General features: G+C 37.4%; 16 protein-coding genes and 1 tRNA gene. 8 read left to right on the top strand and 9 right to left on the bottom strand.

Annotated elements, in window-relative coordinates:
* Window positions 1-74: 74 nt before the first annotated feature.
* The gene (locus tag FRZ67_RS00605; protein WP_147187673.1) at window positions 75-563 is read left to right on the top strand and encodes a DUF6702 family protein; all 489 of its coding nucleotides are present in this window, start codon (window positions 75-77) and stop codon (window positions 561-563) included.
* A gap of 125 nt (window positions 564-688) precedes the next feature.
* Here the strand turns inward: FRZ67_RS00605 and FRZ67_RS00600 are convergent, their stop codons facing one another.
* Together FRZ67_RS00600 and FRZ67_RS00595 are read right to left on the bottom strand one after the other, a co-directional pair.
* The gene (locus FRZ67_RS00600) at window positions 689-1,984 is read right to left on the bottom strand and encodes a hemolysin family protein (protein ID WP_147187672.1); all 1,296 of its coding nucleotides are present in this window, start codon (window positions 1,982-1,984) and stop codon (window positions 689-691) included.
* A gap of 145 nt (window positions 1,985-2,129) precedes the next feature.
* Window positions 2,130-2,777 (bottom strand): phosphatase PAP2 family protein, encoded by a 648-nt coding sequence (locus tag FRZ67_RS00595; RefSeq protein WP_147187671.1) that lies wholly within the window; start codon window positions 2,775-2,777, stop codon window positions 2,130-2,132.
* A 147-nt stretch (window positions 2,778-2,924) separates the two neighbouring features.
* Here FRZ67_RS00595 and FRZ67_RS00590 point away from each other — a divergent pair, with 147 nt between their 5' ends.
* Window positions 2,925-3,326: a hypothetical protein gene (locus FRZ67_RS00590; RefSeq protein WP_147187670.1), complete on the top strand. Its 402-nt coding sequence runs from the start codon at window positions 2,925-2,927 to the stop codon at window positions 3,324-3,326.
* 157 nt (window positions 3,327-3,483) lie between these two features.
* On the opposite strand, the gene FRZ67_RS00585 is transcribed toward FRZ67_RS00590, so the two are convergent.
* Window positions 3,484-4,050, bottom strand: coding sequence for a dihydrofolate reductase family protein (locus FRZ67_RS00585; protein WP_147187669.1), 567 nt, complete (start codon window positions 4,048-4,050; stop codon window positions 3,484-3,486).
* 729 nt (window positions 4,051-4,779) lie between these two features.
* On the opposite strand from FRZ67_RS00585, the gene FRZ67_RS00580 reads away from it, so the two are divergent.
* Window positions 4,780-5,040, top strand: a complete 261-nt coding sequence (locus FRZ67_RS00580) for a hypothetical protein (protein ID WP_147187668.1) — start codon at window positions 4,780-4,782, stop codon at window positions 5,038-5,040.
* 206 nt (window positions 5,041-5,246) lie between these two features.
* Here the strand turns inward: FRZ67_RS00580 and FRZ67_RS00575 are convergent, their stop codons facing one another.
* Window positions 5,247-5,993, bottom strand: a complete 747-nt coding sequence (locus FRZ67_RS00575; RefSeq protein WP_147187667.1) for a class I SAM-dependent methyltransferase — start codon at window positions 5,991-5,993, stop codon at window positions 5,247-5,249.
* Between the two features lie 41 nt (window positions 5,994-6,034).
* Window positions 6,035-6,676, bottom strand: a complete 642-nt coding sequence (locus tag FRZ67_RS00570) for a hypothetical protein (RefSeq protein ID WP_147187666.1) — start codon at window positions 6,674-6,676, stop codon at window positions 6,035-6,037.
* 107 nt (window positions 6,677-6,783) lie between these two features.
* Between FRZ67_RS00570 and glmM the strand changes: the two genes are divergently transcribed.
* Window positions 6,784-8,166: a phosphoglucosamine mutase gene (gene glmM / locus FRZ67_RS00565; protein WP_147187665.1), complete on the top strand. Its 1,383-nt coding sequence runs from the start codon at window positions 6,784-6,786 to the stop codon at window positions 8,164-8,166.
* Window positions 8,167-8,441: 275 nt separating this feature from the next.
* Window positions 8,442-9,569, top strand: a complete 1,128-nt coding sequence (locus tag FRZ67_RS00560) for a cysteine desulfurase family protein (RefSeq protein ID WP_147187664.1) — start codon at window positions 8,442-8,444, stop codon at window positions 9,567-9,569.
* A gap of 65 nt (window positions 9,570-9,634) precedes the next feature.
* On the opposite strand, the gene FRZ67_RS00555 is transcribed toward FRZ67_RS00560, so the two are convergent.
* Window positions 9,635-10,435, bottom strand: coding sequence for a FlgD immunoglobulin-like domain containing protein (locus FRZ67_RS00555; RefSeq protein WP_147187663.1), 801 nt, complete (start codon window positions 10,433-10,435; stop codon window positions 9,635-9,637).
* 323 nt (window positions 10,436-10,758) lie between these two features.
* On the opposite strand from FRZ67_RS00555, the gene FRZ67_RS00550 reads away from it, so the two are divergent.
* Complete coding sequence (locus FRZ67_RS00550) at window positions 10,759-11,607, top strand: alpha/beta fold hydrolase (RefSeq protein WP_147187662.1); 849 nt, start codon at window positions 10,759-10,761, stop codon at window positions 11,605-11,607.
* A gap of 216 nt (window positions 11,608-11,823) precedes the next feature.
* Here FRZ67_RS00550 and FRZ67_RS00545 read toward each other — a convergent pair whose 3' ends face one another.
* The 3 genes from FRZ67_RS00545 to FRZ67_RS00535 all read right to left on the bottom strand — a co-directional run bounded on the left by FRZ67_RS00545 (window position 11,824) and on the right by FRZ67_RS00535 (window position 16,669).
* On the bottom strand, window positions 11,824-12,480 hold the full coding sequence (locus FRZ67_RS00545) for a protein-L-isoaspartate(D-aspartate) O-methyltransferase (protein ID WP_147187661.1): 657 nt from the start codon (window positions 12,478-12,480) through the stop codon (window positions 11,824-11,826).
* 131 nt (window positions 12,481-12,611) lie between these two features.
* Window positions 12,612-14,570 (bottom strand): sialate O-acetylesterase, encoded by a 1,959-nt coding sequence (locus tag FRZ67_RS00540; protein WP_147187660.1) that lies wholly within the window; start codon window positions 14,568-14,570, stop codon window positions 12,612-12,614.
* A gap of 371 nt (window positions 14,571-14,941) precedes the next feature.
* Window positions 14,942-16,669, bottom strand: a complete 1,728-nt coding sequence (locus tag FRZ67_RS00535) for a phospho-sugar mutase (protein WP_147187659.1) — start codon at window positions 16,667-16,669, stop codon at window positions 14,942-14,944.
* 199 nt (window positions 16,670-16,868) lie between these two features.
* Between FRZ67_RS00535 and FRZ67_RS00530 the strand changes: the two genes are divergently transcribed.
* Both FRZ67_RS00530 and FRZ67_RS00525 read left to right on the top strand, forming a co-directional pair.
* Window positions 16,869-17,186 carry a DUF3467 domain-containing protein gene (locus FRZ67_RS00530; RefSeq protein WP_147187658.1) on the top strand — a complete coding sequence of 106 codons (318 nt, stop codon included), beginning with the start codon at window positions 16,869-16,871 and terminating at the stop codon, window positions 17,184-17,186.
* A gap of 199 nt (window positions 17,187-17,385) precedes the next feature.
* Window positions 17,386-17,459, top strand: a tRNA-Met gene (locus FRZ67_RS00525).
* Window positions 17,460-17,517 lie beyond the last annotated feature (58 nt).

The raw sequence follows: 17,517 nt of genomic DNA, 5'->3' as shown, positions 1-17,517 counted from the left end.
CCAGTTTTAACGAAAAAATTATTAAAGCATTCAATTTAAAGCGCACTTTTGTGCCGGTAAAAAATTCTTGTTGAATGGCAAATACATTATATCAATGGCTTGTTGTGAGTGTTGCAGCGCTTTTGCATCCTTTTTTTGTTTCCATGACGGACATTAATTATAATGATAATACTAAGTCGCTGGAAATTAGTGTGCGCATCTTTACAGATGATTTTGAAAACACACTGCGCAAATATCACCAGGATAAAATAGATATTTTACATCCTGCCAACCAGGAACAAATGAATGGATATGTAAGGGATTATATTCAACAACATTTACAAATGAAAGTAAATGACAAAGCTGTGCAATTAAACTTTGTAGGTTATGAGCAGCAGAGTGAAAGTATCTGGGCTTACTTTGAAGTAAATAAAGTGGATAAAGTAACTAAAGTGGAAATAGTGAATAATCTTTTACATGACTATAATACCAACCAGATAAACATGATGCATATAAAAGTAAAGGACAATGAACAAAGTGATAAACTGAATTATCCGGCGACCAATGCAGTGTTTAGCTTTTGATTTTAAAAAATTTACTGAAGTACAAGAGTGCGACGCAACAAAAGTCTAATGCTCGTTCTGCAGCCAGATACATAAAAAATCATTTTCTACATTCCGAAATCTGCAATCCGGAGTCAGCAATGCTTTTATTCCTCTTCTAATTCTGCTTTTAGTTTTTCAGAAATAGTTACCAGCAATTTGTCTATACGATGATTATCCATATCCACTATTTCAAAGCCAAAACCACGCCAGTCAAGTTTATCGCCAGTTACCGGAATACGTTCAAGATGATCTAAAATAAAACCAGCAAGCGTATCGAATTCCTGTTCTTCATCAATCCAGTCTGTTTTATTAAAGTAACTCAGGAAATTGTAGTAAGGTATTTGTGCATCTATTAAATAAGACCCATCTTCTCTTTCCACAATTTCATAATCTTCTTCATGCGGCTCAGATATGTCGCCAACAATTGCTTCCAGGATATTATTAAGTGTAATAATGCCCTGCAATGTTCCATACTCATCTACAATGAATGCATAGTGCATTCTTGTTTGCTTAAACTTTTCCAGTAACTGGTAAGCAGAATTATTTTCAGGAACATAAAACGCAGGTTTCATTACCTCTTTCACCAGTGTTTCCGGCGATACCCTGAATATATCTTTTAAAGAAGCCACACCTTTTATCGCATCAATAGTTCCGTCGCACACCGGGTATATGGAGTGCACCATTTCATCAGATAATTCTTTAATACCTGCAACTTTACTGTTCATATCAAGCCATACAATATCGCTGCGGTGTGTCATTAAAGAAGTAATATTCCTGTCTCCCAAATGAAATACCCGTTCTATTATTTCCTGCTCTGCCTCATCAATAGTGCCCTGCTCTGTTCCTTCGCTGATGATGGCTTTTATTTCTTCTTCGGTAACATGACCTTCGTCCTTTTTGATATTAAACAGCCGTATCAGCAGGCTGCTTGACTTGGTGAGGAACCAGATAAAAGGATAAGTAATATAGGTAAGTACCCGCATAGGAGCTGCAAGTGCTTTGGCAATACCTTCAGGATTACTGAGGCCTATACGCTTTGGAACAAGTTCTCCCAATACAAGGGAGAAATACGTAATGATTATTACCACAACAGTTGTTGCCAAACCATTACTGTAAGGTTTAAATGTTTCAAACCGGCTGAAAAACTCAACCAGTCCGCCCTTTATATTTTCGCCCGAGAAGATACCGTTCAGAATACCGATCAGCGTTATGCCAATCTGCGTGGTGGAGATAAATTTATCAGGGTGATTAGCTAATGCCAGCGCCTCCTTTGCCCTTGCATCGCCTTTGTTTGCCTGGGCTTCCAGCCTTGCTTTTCTTGCCGAGACCAGTGCTATTTCTGCCATGGCAAAAACGCCATTAAGTAAGATCAGCCCCAGTATTATAAGTATTTCAGCCATAGTTGAGTTGCGACAAAGCTAATGAAATCAGGGCATTTATTTTTTTGAGCCCGGCTGTAGTTTTTTATAGCGTCCCAATTGCGTCGCACACTTATACGTTTAGAACTTTATTCAACAATAAAAAACAGCACCGGTGAAATATATATTATTCACTATTGACCACTGACGATTGGCTATAAATTTTCAATTCCGGCAATCCTATTCTCCTGTTAAAAACAGAGGCTGTCATCATACCAACTAAACTACCAATAACAGCACCGCCCAAAATATCTAATGGGTAATGTATGCCTATATATACTTGTCCGTAAGCAATCGTTGCAGCCCAAACAAAAAACAGGTAGCCCCATTTTTTAAAATATTGCTTCATGGTAAAGTAAATAAAGCAAGCCATACCAAAATGATTGGTGGCATGAGAAGATGGAAAACTATAACCACCGGAGCAATGCCCCAGTAATGCATTTACATTTCCCATAAAGTCTTCATCATTGCAAGGTCGTGGACGTTGTATAAAATTTTTGATAAGATTGCTGCTAAGCTGATCGGTTAAAGCAACGGTGATAATAAAAAATATAACCCATGGCCATACACGCCAGCCAAAATTTATAAAAGCAAATAAGGCAAGGAATAAATAAAGTGGTATCCATGTGTTGGAATCACGCCACCATGGATAAACGCTGTTGAGAAAATCATTTGTCCAGACAGTGTTTATTTTTATAAAAAGCCATTGATCCCAAAGCTTTATATTTTCAAAGAATTGAGACCAGGCAGAAACACTTGTATCAAGTAAAAGCATTAAGCAATAAATTATATTGCAATATACAAGCAAAAGAAATGTTGAACTGAAATTTATAGCTTGTTATAAATTTCAGAAATCATAAAAGGCGGTTGCATAAATCAATGGATTTATTTAGCTTAGGTACCGGAAACTAATTGTTATACCATGAAAAAGATATGCCTGCTTACCGCATGTTTTGTTTGTTGTTTAACCTGTATAGTTATTGCACAATCTCCATATGTGTATAAAGCACCCGAAAAAAAGCTATGGGATTCGGCATTGGTAAACAGGCTTAAACAAAAACAATTTGTTGATTCTTTAAAGCAGGCTTGGCGCTATCAAAGGCATCCTTACAGCAATATGCCACTTGCAGGTTCTATGCCTAAACGTTTCAATTATATTGGCAACAACCAACAGGGTTTTGACATTTATCAAACACCGTATGATAACCTGTATATTTTAAAACCAGATTCCACGTTCAGCTCCACCATGCCGGTACTAAATAGTTTGCAGATGCAAATAAAGCCCGTTGAAATTCCTAACCCTCAAAAAGAAAGAAGACAATAAAGTTGTTATATCATTGCTTACCATCATTTTTACAGTGATGGTTATTTAGCAGAGAAAATAAGATGTGTTATAAAAGAATAATTATTATCCGTTCATTAGCGCCGCGCTCCATAACATAAATACAAAGCCTGGATAAAAAAACGTGCGGTGAAAGAGCCTAATCTTTTTTTATTTCATACCATAATTCCACCATTCCGGTTTTGTAAGCTGTTACTTCTTTTAAATGTAATCCTTGTTCTTGTTCCACATGGTCAAAAAAAAGAGTTCCATCACCCAAAATAACAGGCAGAACAGATAACCTTATTTCGTCTGCCAGTTTTAAACGAATAAAATCTTTAACAAGCATTGCTCCGCCTGCAAGCCAAACATTTCTGTAGTTTGGTTTTAGCCGTTCTTCTACAAGTTTTTTAAGATCGCCAGAATAAATTTCAATGTTCTGTCTATTAACAGGCAGGTCTCTGTGAGTTACTACTATTGTTGGAGTGTCTCCGTAAGCCCAGCCATAAGATTTCGAAAGTTCAAGGGCATGTTCGTATGTTCGTGCCCCCATCACATAGCAATCTATTGTTTTAAGAAATTTTCCTATATCCTGCTCAGTAATTTCAACTCCTTTCTCATAACGGTCAGATGTCTCAAACCAAGAAACGCTATTGTCTTTTTTAGCAATAATTCCGTCAAGACTCGAAACCATATGTATCGTTACTTTAAATGTATCTGTAGTCATGTATGGTCGTTTATCATTGTCTGTACGTTTCAGCATTTGTGAAGGCACAGCAACAGCGATGTGTTAGCCTGGTTCAAATGTTGACTTGAGAAAGTAAATTGAAGATAAATACAAATGCTGAATAGTGTGATGTCGTTCCTGAATAAAAATAATGCGAATTACTATTGCATAAATACCGCTTGTCAAACCATACTTTTACAAATGGTACTGCGCCGGTAACAACTTGTATTTCGTAATTTTTATGTACTTAACTGTAGTATTCTATGGAATCGTTCCTTGTGTCACTCACTTGTGCGTCTGGTTTTTATGGCAACAATTCCGTCCTCACAGCGTTTAGTGCGCATAATGTTATGGTGACAAAAAAGATCACAGAATAAGCTTTGTTTTAGTGGTGTTCTTCGTGATGTATATGTATATCTGCCAGACCTGGCTTTTTTTCAATAAATAATAAAGGCCCTAAACCATTTACTATTGCGCACGTTCTATAAAGCAGCATACAAAGAGCGGGGCTTTGCGTAAATGGGATATTCATTGCCCGCCTTTAGGGGAATCCGAACCTGATAATTTATATTTCTTCACTAATATATATATCAGCACCTCTAATGATTAAACTCATGGTCCAAATCAAATTACATCAATAGCTTCGTATAGCTAAAATATAGGACTTTATGTGATGTTTGAACTTTCGCTTTTCTTTTAAGAATAATAATTTAATTTAAATAAATTGACGTGATTATACATTTAGTTGATGGCAACACACTAATAACCGCATTCGTTATTTATAATTTTCGGGAAGTAAGTAAAGCAATCTTACTAAGATTTGATAAACCTCTCCTGGGAAAGCCAAATCTTTTAATGGTTTATGATGATATTACTTGTAAATGGAAAGATGACCGCAATTTAGTAGAACAAAATTCAAAGCTATTTGAGCAACTGGAATATAAATTAAAGAATGTTATGAAAGAAGCTATAAAAGTTTTTCAACCTTAAACTTTTAATCTGGTAATTTGAACAATTTAGACTTTTATTAATTTGCAAAAAACCTGTTTCTACAGGTTTTTTTATGTTTACACAACGCTACCTGTAAGAAAATTTGTAAACCCATACACATGTAAACTGCTGAAACTTATTATCACGTACAAGTGTGCGACGCAACGGAAGTTCAATAGCAGCAATGCAGTTGGCTACATAAAAAATCAATGCATAATTTTCTTTGCAATAATAATCATGCGTGGAGACTTTCTTACATTGTAATGGCCAAGATGGTAATCTCCAAAAACATCCTGTACCTGCATGTTTTGGTAAGCCAGCATATCAGTAAAATCTCCTAAAGAAAACTTGGCAACTTTTTCTGTGTAGAGGTGCTTTAAATTATGACGGCCATTTTTCTCAATTTGTATCTGCTTGAAAAAATGCGTTTCATTGTGCCAGCGGGAGATATTAAAAGGTGTGCTATCTAATGTCATCAATTCATTTTTTACCAGGTGGTCTTCTGCATAATGCACGTTAAGATAATCTATAACAAAAAGGCCACCGGGCTTAAGGCTTTGTGCGATGGTTCGGATGGAATTATTATGCTCTCTGTTTGTATGGAAATAACCAAAGCTGGTAAAGAAATTAAATGCGTAATCAAAATAATTAATAAAAAAAGGAAGGCGCATATCGTGAGAAAAAAAATGCAGGTTCTCTGTTTCTGTTTTTTTGGCTTCGGTAATGGCCGTTTCTGAAATATCTATGCCGGTAACATCAAAACCCATGTCGGCAAGTACACGGCTGTGGCGACCTTTTCCACAAGCCACATCAAGCATTAAACTGCCGGGTGCCGGGTTTAAATGATTAATGAGTAATTGTATAAAGGCAGCGGCTTCCTGCTCATTACGCTTGTAATATAATATATCGTAATAAGGAGAGCTGAACCATTCTTTATACCATTCTTTCATCATACAATAAAGTTATGCATCAAAAGTAACAATCAATTATTTTCTCATGACTTAAGGAAATAATACCATGCCAGGGTTGAAAAAACACCAATGGCACAAAGTGCCAACCCATGCTGGCGCTGATCTTCTGAATATACATAATTTTTTTCTCCATCACGGTCATAATCTTTCATGTTGTAAATGATCAAGCCTGCTACAACAGGAATCAATGAACCAAGCGGTGCAACGATATAGAGTAGTGTTAAAAGAGGTAAGCTGATCTTTTGCTGTGCCTGAATATTTTTCTTTTGTGCAGTTTTTGCGTTTTGTATTTCGAAGTCATTTATTGAAACCGATCTTTCGTCCAGCAAAATTTTGGCTACGGCAATATCTTCACGGCTCCAGTCGCTTTCATCCAACAATATATTTTTTAGTTCGTTGTTTTCAAATTCCCGCAGGTAATGATCAGCAGGAATACCTCTTAGTCTTACTTCTTTTTCAAGAATCGTTTTTGCTGCGGGGAATTCTTCGGAGGCAAGCCTTAATAAATAATATTCATTGGAGCGTGCATGGCCGATGATGGCATCAAAGAATTCGCTGGGGTGTTCCAATTCAGGATGCAGGTTATTATCTGTAAAGATGGAGTAATAGTTAAAGGCATCTTCTTTGTTAAAAAACTTCTCAAAAATGGGTAGTGCGTCGGGCATACTTTTCTTTAAAGGTTGTATTACAATTTTATGCGTTATAATCCAAAGTTTATATTTTTTCCATGGCTTTTTTCTATTATGTTTGCTGTTACCAAAATTGTTGTGTGATGGCTTTGATCAAAAGCATTTCCGGTATACGGGGTACAATTGGTGGCAAACCTGGTGAAACATTAAGTCCCCTCGATGTAGTAAAGTTTACTGCTGCTTATGGAACATGGTTGCTAAAAAATCAGCCCGAAAACAAAAAGGTGGTTATTGGCAGGGATGGCCGTATAAGTGGTGAGATGGTGCAGCGCCTTGTCGTAAGTACATTGAACGCTGTTGGTATTAATGTAATTGATCTTGGATTAAGCACCACACCTACTGTTGAAATGGCTGTTATTTCATACAAGGCTGCCGGTGGTATTATTCTTACTGCAAGCCACAATCCAAAAGAATGGAATGCATTAAAATTACTAAATGATAAAGGAGAATTTATCAGCGGAGAAGATGGCAAAAAATTACTGGATATTGCCGCCTCTGAAAATTTCAATTTTGTACACGTTGATAAACTTGGTTCTTATACCGTTGATGAAACTTCATTACAACAACATATTGATGCAGTAGTTAATTACCCGCTGGTTGATGTTGCTGCCATAAAAAAACAAAAATTCAAAATTGTTATAGATGCAATTAACAGCACTGGCGCTATTGCTGTACCTGCTTTATTAAAAGCGTTGGGTGTAAAGGATATTATCGTTTTAAATGAAGAAGTAAACGGAAAATTTGCGCATAACCCGGAGCCGCTCCCCCAGCATCTTACAGGCTTGTGCAATGAAGTAAATAAGCAAAATGCACATCTTGGTATCGCTGTTGATCCTGATGTGGACCGCCTTTGTTTTGTTTGCGAAGATGGTTCATTGTTTGGTGAAGAATATACGTTGGTTGCGGTAGCAGATTATGTTTTGCAGCACAGAAAAGGAAACACGGTTAGTAATATGTCATCTACCCGTGCATTGAAAGATGTAACAACAAAACATGGTGGCGAATATTTCCCCAGTGCAGTTGGTGAAGTAAATGTGGTAACAAGGATGAAAGAAGTTAACGCCGTAATTGGTGGTGAAGGAAATGGCGGCATCATTGTTCCTGACCTGCATTATGGCCGTGATGCATTGATTGGTATTGCGCTCTTTCTTACATATATGGCGCAAACAAAAAAGAGTGCTACACAACTGCGCCGTTTATATCCTGATTACTTCATGAGTAAGAACAAGATCGAGCTTGATAATGGTATCGATGTAAAAAAGGTTTTTAGTCACATACAAAAGAAATACAAGAATCATCCCATCAATACTGAAGACGGTTTAAAGATCGAATTCGATAACGATTGGGTTCACCTCCGTACCAGCAATACAGAACCCATCATCCGCATTTATGCAGAAAGCAATTTCGAAACCACTGCAGGCAATATAGCCAAACGCCTTATGCAGGATATAAGAGAAAGCATGTAAAAGCCCCAAACCCCTAAAGGGGTTTTAAAAATTCCTGCTAAAGAATACTCTTTCTTTTTAATAGAATAGTAAGTTTTACTTTTGCACCCGGCTTTTGAATAAGCATTAACCTTTTGTTGCGTCGCACTCTTGTACAGAAGAACAGCTTTGAGCTTTATGTTTTGCTCGAAGCTCATAGCTCGAAGCTTGCCTGCCAGAGCTCTAAAAGCACAAGTGAGTGACACAACAGACGATGAGTAAATATTTAAAAGCCGGTAACAAAAATTATTTCATTAATGACTCGTATTTATTTAGATAACGCGGCAACAACTTCACTTGATCCGCAAGTGCTTGAAGCAATGATGCCATATCTTACCACGCATTTTGGTAATCCTTCTTCTATTTACAGTTATGGTAGAGAAAGCAGGCTGGCCATAGAGAACGCAAGAAAAAGTGTAGCAAAAATTTTGAATGCACATCCTGCAGAAATATTTTTCACCAGCGGTGGCACAGAAAGCAGCAACACTGCCATCATTGCATCTGTAAGAGATCTTGGTTGCAAACATATCATTACATCTTCTATTGAACATCACGCAACACTACATACAGTTGAATATCTATATCATAGTGGTGAAGTTGCATTGAGTTATGTAAAACTTTTACCGAATGGTCATATAGATCTTGAAGACCTCGAAAAACTACTTGCCGGAAGCCAGGAGAAATGTCTGGTAACGCTGATGCATGCCAATAACGAGATCGGTAACATACTGGACATACATGCAGTTGGTGAATTATGTAAAATGTACAGCGCCATATTTCACAGCGATACAGTGCAAACGGTGGGTCATTTTCCTTTTGATCTTCGTAATACGCCAGTACATTTTATTACAGGCGCCGGTCATAAATTTCATGGGCCAAAAGGCGTGGGCATTTTATATGTAAATGAAAATGTAAAGATCAAACCTTATGTGCATGGCGGGTCGCAGGAACGCAACATGCGTGCAGGCACTGAAAATCTTTATGGAATAGTTGGCTTTGCCAAAGCGCTTGAATTAGCAACAGCTAACTATGAAACAGAAAGCAATTATATAAAAGGACTGAAAATATATATGATGGAACAATTGAAGAAACATATTAAAGGTATTTCATTCAATGGAGATGTATTGGGCAGGAGTTTATATACGGTATTAAATGTAAGTTTCCCCAAAACAGAAAAAAGCGAAATGATATTATTCAACCTTGATATTAATAATATTTGTGCAAGTGGTGGTAGTGCATGCACCAGCGGCGCAGACACAGGGAGCCATGTTATCCGTGCCATCAACAATAATCCCAATCAGGTGGCAGTGCGTTTTTCTTTTAGCAAGCATAATACAAAAGACGAGATTGATATTGTAGTTGAAAAATTAAAAGAGATCATATAAAAAACAGAAAAGGGAAGTATACACTTCCCTTTTTCTTATTGCGGCGTTCTTTTGAAAATAAATATTTATCTGTCTACCAGTATTTGTTTAGAAAATATTCCCTTATCAGTTACTATACGTACCCAATAAAATCCACGTGGCACATCATATCCTTTTACAGATTTTAAATTCCATTTGTAGCTATGCTTACCTTCAGCAAGTGTTGTTTCAGCAAGTGTATGTGTGATATTCCCCTGTTGATCATAAATACGCACCTGTATCTTAGCAGCAGTTTCAAGAGAGAAGGAGATTTCTGCAAATTGTTTTGCCGGGTTTGGCGTTACGGAAATAATAACAGGCTTGTCTTTTAGATATTCTTCCAGGTTCTCTCCTTTTGGAAGTTTAAGTTCGCTGCGGTTCATTTTGTGTGCACCAGTGCTTCCGTATTCACCTTTTTTTAAAACAATGTTTGCAGCAGGCATGCAATGGCCCATAACTGCTGTGGCAGTAAATGCTTTGCCATAACCACAATCGTTGGAAAAGTTTCCGGTAAGATTAAGCTCAGCAACATCGTAATCAAAAGTTACTATATTGGCCCATAAAACACAGTAATCAGGATTAGGATTAGTAGCAACGTAATGCAACTTTTTTGTAATACAACTGTATGTTCCGGTTACAGGCCAGATGGAGCCACCAAAAATGCTGTAATCGTGGGTGCCCGTAACAGTCCAGCATCCCGGCTTATATTCATTTAGCGTTAGTAAAGATTGTTCACCAAAAGAATTTGTTATACAAACCGTACAAATTTTTGCTTTCGCTGCCGAACAGCACAGTACCAGGGTAAAAACGCAGCATAAAATACGCAGTGTAGCGAAAAAGTTTTTCATTACAAATGAATTATAAATTCACGAAATATTGGATTCAAAACCTACCTTCCAGGTGGTGCACTATGATTTAATACGAATTACAGAAAGGCTGTTACATTAACGCCTGAATGATGGTAATATTATTATTAATAGTATTGGATTTAAAATTTGAGCCAAATAATAATATAGGAATATCAAACGCAGACCCAGAAATGTACATCAATATGTCGGGTGCCTGACTCTTAAAAGAATAATAACTATACAGCTTTTCTTTACCGGAATATCATTCATACATTTAGGTACGATAAAATACTTTTAATTATTACCGCGTGAAGAAATGGCTCATGAAAATATTTGTTACATTACTTATTATTTGTTTCTGCTGGATCATTTTTGCACAAAGCTGTATGCGGTTCAGAACAAGCGATAGCCTTGCTGAAGAAGATTTCAAAAAGCAGTCCATTCCTTTCAAAACCTTTTATGATACAATTGACAAACATATCATTCACTATGTAATGTCTGGTGTAGATTCTTTACCCACACTTGTTTTTATTCATGGTTCTCCCGGTAGTTGGGATGCATTTGAACATTACTTAAAAGATAGTGCGCTATTGCAACATTATCGCATGATAAGTATCGACAGACCTGGCTTTGGATACAGCGAATATGGTAATGCTATAAACCTTCAGCTTCAATGTGACCTCATGGCTAAGGTTATTCAACATTTTTCAAATGGCAAACCCATGTGTTTGATCGGTCATAGTCTTGGCGGGCCCGCTGTAGTAAAGATTACAGGAGAGCATCATGAATTACCCATCACTAACCTTGTTATTCTTGCAGGCTCAGTTGATCCTTCTGAAGAAAATCCTGAAAGCTGGCGTGCAACACTCGACCGCACACCTTTGCGTTATATGATTCCCGGCGCTATGCGGCCCAGCAATGCAGAGTTACTTTTATTTAAACAGGATGTTGATGGTATACCCGCAGATCTGAATAAAGTAACCTGTCGTGTGCTTATTATGCATGGAGATAAAGACACATTTGTTCCGCCCGGTAATGCATTATTTGCACAAAAAAATTTGATCAATGCCAAAGAAGTAAAACTTGTCTGGTTCAAAGATGAAAAACATTTTATACCATGGACGAAGTTTAAAGAGATCCGTGATTCGCTACTGGAGCTGAATATGAATTAGAAGAATTTTATGAACCCAACTATAGAATAAGCATTAAGCTTTCGTTGCGTCGCACTCTTGTGCTGATAAATAGGTTTCAGCAATCAGTAGCAAAGTTTCATATAAAATATGTTTTCTTACTTAATGCTAATACCTGATAGCTCATTGCTGTTCTAAAAGTACAAGTGAGTGACACAACAAAAGACGCTATGAAATACTTAAGCATGAAAACAAAAACTATCCATTCTTGCCTCCAAGCATCGGCACAAAAGAAAAATAATCAAAGAGTTCTTCTTTGTAAGTGCCATCTTCATTTTTAATAATGCGTAACATGCGTTGTTTGTTTCCTTCATCAACAGGAATAACCATGAAGCCGCCTGTCTTCATTTGCGCAACAAGCTTTGGTGGGATATATGGTGCAGCGGCAGTAATGATTATTTTATCAAAAGGTACAAACGCAGGCAGGCCTTCAAAACCATCGCCGTAGAAAAATTTTATATTGGGATATTTAGTACGATAAAAAAAAGATTTGTTGTGCTCGAATAATTTTTTTTGTCGCTCGATTGTATAAACTCTTGCACCCATTTCTGCAAGTACCGCAGCCTGGTACATGCTTCCAGTCCCGATCTCTAAAACTTTTTCATTTCGTTTTACCTGCAGCAATTGAGTTTGGTAAGCAACAGTATAAGGTTGAGAAATTGTTTGACCTTCTGCAATAGGAAATGCCCTGTCTTCATAAGCGATCTTGTCAAAAGCAGAATCTAAAAAATAATGGCGTGGAATATTATTGATGGCGGTAAGCACATGCTCATCTGTAATGCCTTTGCTGCGCAACTGTTCGATGAGTTGTTTTCTTAAACCTTTGTGATACCAGTCATCCTTATAATTTCTCATAACGCAAAGCTAAACTATGTAAAGAAAGTCATTGCAGGTAAAACGAGGAAAAAGAAAAATGCCGCGGACTTTTATCCACAGCATTTTGACCTCACTCCTAACCCCTCTCCAAAGGGAGAGGAAAGAAGGAATTACTGAATAGTAAACTTATTCTCTTCTGTTATACCTTTCCAGTTATCTGTTCTGAATGGTGATGCAGGGAAGCCGTCTTTGTTGAAAAGATTGTCTTCACCAGCATCATCTGTCCAGCCAAAGTGAACCGTAACAGGATTGTTTACTTCATCTGCAAATACAACGATCTTATCACCCTGTATCATTGCTTTTGCATAATGAAATTGTTTATCAGCACCTGCAATTTCAAAACCTCTTATATATCCATATTTATCTTTTGCAACAAGACCAGCACCTACATGTGTAAAAGAAATAATGATCTTATTACCATCAACCTGCATGGATTGATACATTGGGCCACTGTATTCTATTTGTTTATTATATACATCGTGTAATGCAATGGCAGCAAGACGTTTACCAACATCCTGTTTATTTTTCGGATGAATATCATTTGATGTGCCAATGTCTGTTGTAACAGCCATACCTGTATGTGGTAAAGATAATGTCATCGTTTGTGCTTCTCTTAACTCAGCCCATGTGCTGCCATCTTTACTGTTGCCATTTGCAGAATTGAAACTGGCAAGCTGCACAAAATAAAAGGGAAAGTTTCCTGCATTCCATTGCTTGCGCCAATCTGATATCATTAGTGGAAATGCCTTGCGGTATTGATACGCACGTCCTGCATTTGATTCTCCCTGGTACCATAAAACACCTTGCATGGCATAAGGTATTAATGGCTTCAACATTGCATTGAATAAAAGTGTTGGATAATCATTCGGACCAACTGATGAATTTGCTTTTTGTAAAGATGCAACCTGGTAAAGCCAATCTCCGGCTAGTGATTGCACATTGTTTTCTATTGTAATTTTCATATCCGATGTTTCTCCATAAATTCCACCGCCACCACCTGTATCTTCAACACGAACAGCAATAATATTTCTACCGGCTTTTATAACACCAGCAGGTATAGTATATTTTCTTTGTGCATTGTATGCATTAGTGCTGCCAACCTTTACACCATTCACATAAGTAATATCATTGTCGTCGATCATTGATAATTGTAGCACCGCTGCTTTTCCTGCATCTGCTGCACCTACCTCAATTAATTTTCTAAACCAGATAATTCCATCAACACCATCAAGACCTTTTTGCTCCCATAAAGATGGCAACTGCATTATTGGCCATTTACTGTCATCATAATTATTATTCTTCCATTCGTCTTCATTAACTGGTTTACCAAAATCAGGTTGCAATGATTGGATCTTTTTCATCATTGCTTTATTCTTTTCCGCAGATAATGAATCAAGATTCAGGTTTGGCATTCCAGTGATCATACTTTTAAATTCATCGCTGTTCTCAAATGCTTCACGGCTTGTCCATGTTTCTGAATGTGTGCCTCCCCATGATGTATGGATCAAACCAATAGGTACCCTCAATTGGTTGTATAATTCACGGGCAAAATAAAATCCAACGGCAGTAAAATCTCCGACCGTTTCAGGAGAACATACTTTCCACTCTCCCGCTTTTATATCATCCAGTGGTTTTGCACTTACATCTTTTGCAACAAGAAAATGATGGATCATCGGGTAATTAGCTGTTGCTATTTCCTGCTCTGCATTAATACTGTTGCGCACAGTAAATTCCATATTGCTTTGACCGCTGCAGATCCAAACTTCTCCAACGAGTACATCGTTTATTGTTATACTGTTCTTTCCTGTTATTGTTAATACAAAAGGTCCACCTGCATTTTCTGCATCTAACTGCAGCATCCACTTTCCATCTTTACCTGCCTTTGTTGTTTTTGTTTGCGTGTTGAATTGAACAGTTATTTTTTCATTGACATTCGCCCAACCCCAAACAGGTATTTGCTTTCCACGCTGTAAAACCATGTGGTCGGTAAATAATTTTGGAAGACTAACATTTGAATAGGAAAAACAAAAAGTAAAAAAACAAAAAGTAAAAAGAGAAATCTTTTTCATACGTGCAATATTTAAAGACTGAAAGTAACTGAAAAATGAATACAACTGTTATGTACTTAACTGTATTGCTGATATGAAGCTTCAGTTGTGTCACTCACTTGTGCGTTCTTAACGCTAATCGTCATTGCGAAGCTGTACTCTTAGCCATGCGCATGGGAAAGCTGTGGCAATCTTTTAATTTAACAGATAGCCACAGACAACTTAATGCATAATGCTTTGCTGTTGTCCTCGCTATAACGATCTATATTCTACAGTACAAGAGTGCGACGCAACAACAGCTTTATTGTAGTAATACAGTTGGGCTCAAAATAAAAATGCCGCGATAAAAAATCGCAGCATTTATTTAAAACTTATTACTTACTACCTAAAACTTATTTCAGCTTCATATCTTCTATCACAGCTTTAATGCGATTCATCAACATTGCATGTGTATCGTCATAAGCTTCTTTGCTCGCAAGCTTTGTATTCACACTAAAATAGAATTTGATCTTTGGCTCTGTGCCGCTTGGTCTTGCAGAAATTTTTGTTCCATCTTCTAACAGGAACTGTAACACATTACTCTTTGGTAAAGTAATATCCCAAATTTCATTAGTAACAAGATTTTTTCCAACCTGTAATTGATAATCGAGTAAGTGCACCACCTTAGTGCCATTAATTGTCGCAGGCGGATTGTTACGATAACCCTGCATCATTTCTGCAATTTCTTCCTGCCCGCGCATACCTTTCTTGGTAATGCTGATAAGGTGTTCAAGATAGAAATCATATTTTACATAGAGGTCGATCAGTTTATCATACAATGAACGTCCTTTACTTTTTTCATAAGCTGCCATTTCGCAAAGCAGTGCAACCGCAGATACAGCATCTTTATCACGCACTTTATCGCCGATCATCATACCAAAACTTTCTTCACCACCGATCACATAATTTTCTTTGCCTTCTTTTTCCTTAATTAGTTCTGCGATCCATTTAAAACCAGTTAACACATCATAACACGCAACATCATTTGCCTTAGCAACATTATAGATCATGTCGGTGGTGACAATTGTTTTTACTACCATATCATTTGGTTGCGCAATACCCTTTGCTTTGCGTGCTTCCATCATGTATGTGAAAGCAAGTACTGCGGTCTGGTTGCCATTCATTAACATCCAATCACCTTTATGATTTTTGATAGCAATGCCAACCCGATCTGCATCAGGATCAGTGCCGCATAAAATATCCGCATCTAATGCTTTGGCTTTTTTCAAACCTATGCTCATCGCTTCGCTCTCTTCAGGGTTTGGGTAAACAACTGTTGGAAAATTTCCATCAGGTGTACTCTGTTCTTCAACGATGGTAACATTGGTAAACCCAAATGCTTTCAACACCCCGGGTACTAATTTTATACCTGTACCATGTATTGGAGTGTAAACGATTTTAAGATCATGCTGCGCAGCAATAACATCAGGATACACACTTAAACCTTTTACCATATCAATATATGCAGCGTCAACATCAGCACCGATCAATGTAATGTGTGCTTCTCCCCCATCCCATTTTACTTCATCAACATTGGTTATTGCTTCTACTTCACGAATAACATTTTTATCATGTGGTGGTACCAATTGTCCGCCATCATTCCAGTATGCTTTATAACCATTGTATTCTTTAGGATTATGCGATGCTGTACAAACCACGCCGCCATTACATTTGAAATGACGAATAGCAAAACTTAGTTCCGGCGTTGGCCTTAGTGATTCAAACAAAAAAACTTTTATGCCGTTTGCCGCAAAAACATTGGCTGTTGTTTCTGCAAAGAAGCGGCTGTTGTTGCGGCTGTCATGTGCAATCGCCATTCTTATCTCAATATCGGGATATGTCTTTTTTAGATAATTAGCAAAGCCCTGCGTGCACATGCCTACTGTATATTTATTGATGCGATTGGTACCAACACCCATTATTCCGCGCAGACCGCCGGTACCAAATTCAAGATTCTGGTAAAACGATTCAACCAATTCATCAGGACTGTCTTTTTGCAGTCGTAAAATTTCATCTTTAGTTGCCTGGTCGTAACTGCCATTCAGCCATGTATTTACTTTCGTTTGAATTGCTGCGTCCATAGTAGATCGTTTTTGATTGGACGGCAAGTTTAAGCATTATTCATCATTTTTATAAGAGAAATTATTATGAACCCGGCTGTAGTTTTTTATGGCATCGCCACTTGCGTCGCACACTTGTACATTCTGTTCTTTAGGCAACTTTTTAAAACCTGCTTATTGTTTTTCCTGCATCAACCCTACATTTGTAAAAAATACCCACATGGCAGATCAACAGATACCACAAAACAATCAACTCAATATAGAAATTACTGAAGAAGTAGCAGAAGGTAGTTATGCTAACCTTGCCATTATAACACATAGCCATGCAGAATTTGTAATAGATTTTGTGAATGTAATGCCCGGTACACCCAAGAGCAAAGTAAAATCAAGGATCATTTTCACTCCTATGCATGCTAAACGTTTTATGCGTGCTTTACAGGAAAATGTGGACCGCTACGAAGCCGCCAACGGAAAAATACAGGACCTCGAACAAATAGAAATTCCTATGAATTTTGGTGGGCCAACTGCACAAGCATAGTTTATAGCAGTTAAGAATTGAAAACTGAAAGCTGCTTCTAAAGTTAAGACTGATATTAAGAAGAGAACAACTTGCTGTTTTTATGACAACTGCTGTTATACTGTAATACTTTCATTTTTGGAGCATATGGTGACAGAATAAAAATGAAACACTTTGTTTGTTTTTTTAAACGTAAAACCACTATTTTTGCCGCCCGTTTGGCGAGGTAGCTCAGGTGGTTAGAGCGTTGGATTCATAACCCAAAGGTCTCGGGTTCAACTCCCGATCTCGCTACAAATCATTGCTCATAGATTAAAAACCTATGAGCTTTTTATTTATTATAACCTGCCAT

The sequence above is a fragment of the Panacibacter ginsenosidivorans genome (assembly GCF_007971225.1).
Taxonomy (GTDB): domain Bacteria; phylum Bacteroidota; class Bacteroidia; order Chitinophagales; family Chitinophagaceae; genus Panacibacter; species Panacibacter ginsenosidivorans.
Note: the sequence above shows the minus strand (reverse complement) of the source record. Positions and strands in the feature narration are given on the sequence as shown.

What these genes read in the sequence shown, in the direction of transcription:
- FRZ67_RS00605 (WP_147187673.1), top strand. Translation starts at nt 75, where the DNA reads ATGGCAAATACATTATATCAATGGCTTGTTGTGAGTGTTGCAGCGCTT.
- FRZ67_RS00600 (WP_147187672.1), bottom strand. Translation starts at nt 1,984, where the DNA reads ATGGCTGAAATACTTATAATACTGGGGCTGATCTTACTTAATGGCGTT.
- FRZ67_RS00595 (WP_147187671.1), bottom strand. Translation starts at nt 2,777, where the DNA reads ATGCTTTTACTTGATACAAGTGTTTCTGCCTGGTCTCAATTCTTTGAA.
- FRZ67_RS00590 (WP_147187670.1), top strand. Translation starts at nt 2,925, where the DNA reads ATGAAAAAGATATGCCTGCTTACCGCATGTTTTGTTTGTTGTTTAACC.
- FRZ67_RS00585 (WP_147187669.1), bottom strand. Translation starts at nt 4,050, where the DNA reads ATGACTACAGATACATTTAAAGTAACGATACATATGGTTTCGAGTCTT.
- FRZ67_RS00575 (WP_147187667.1), bottom strand. Translation starts at nt 5,993, where the DNA reads ATGATGAAAGAATGGTATAAAGAATGGTTCAGCTCTCCTTATTACGAT.
- FRZ67_RS00570 (WP_147187666.1), bottom strand. Translation starts at nt 6,676, where the DNA reads ATGCCCGACGCACTACCCATTTTTGAGAAGTTTTTTAACAAAGAAGAT.
- glmM (WP_147187665.1), top strand. Translation starts at nt 6,784, where the DNA reads ATGGCTTTGATCAAAAGCATTTCCGGTATACGGGGTACAATTGGTGGC.
- FRZ67_RS00560 (WP_147187664.1), top strand. Translation starts at nt 8,442, where the DNA reads ATGACTCGTATTTATTTAGATAACGCGGCAACAACTTCACTTGATCCG.
- FRZ67_RS00555 (WP_147187663.1), bottom strand. Translation starts at nt 10,435, where the DNA reads ATGAAAAACTTTTTCGCTACACTGCGTATTTTATGCTGCGTTTTTACC.
- FRZ67_RS00550 (WP_147187662.1), top strand. Translation starts at nt 10,759, where the DNA reads ATGAAAATATTTGTTACATTACTTATTATTTGTTTCTGCTGGATCATT.
- FRZ67_RS00545 (WP_147187661.1), bottom strand. Translation starts at nt 12,480, where the DNA reads ATGAGAAATTATAAGGATGACTGGTATCACAAAGGTTTAAGAAAACAA.
- FRZ67_RS00540 (WP_147187660.1), bottom strand. Translation starts at nt 14,570, where the DNA reads ATGAAAAAGATTTCTCTTTTTACTTTTTGTTTTTTTACTTTTTGTTTT.
- FRZ67_RS00535 (WP_147187659.1), bottom strand. Translation starts at nt 16,669, where the DNA reads ATGGACGCAGCAATTCAAACGAAAGTAAATACATGGCTGAATGGCAGT.
- FRZ67_RS00530 (WP_147187658.1), top strand. Translation starts at nt 16,869, where the DNA reads ATGGCAGATCAACAGATACCACAAAACAATCAACTCAATATAGAAATT.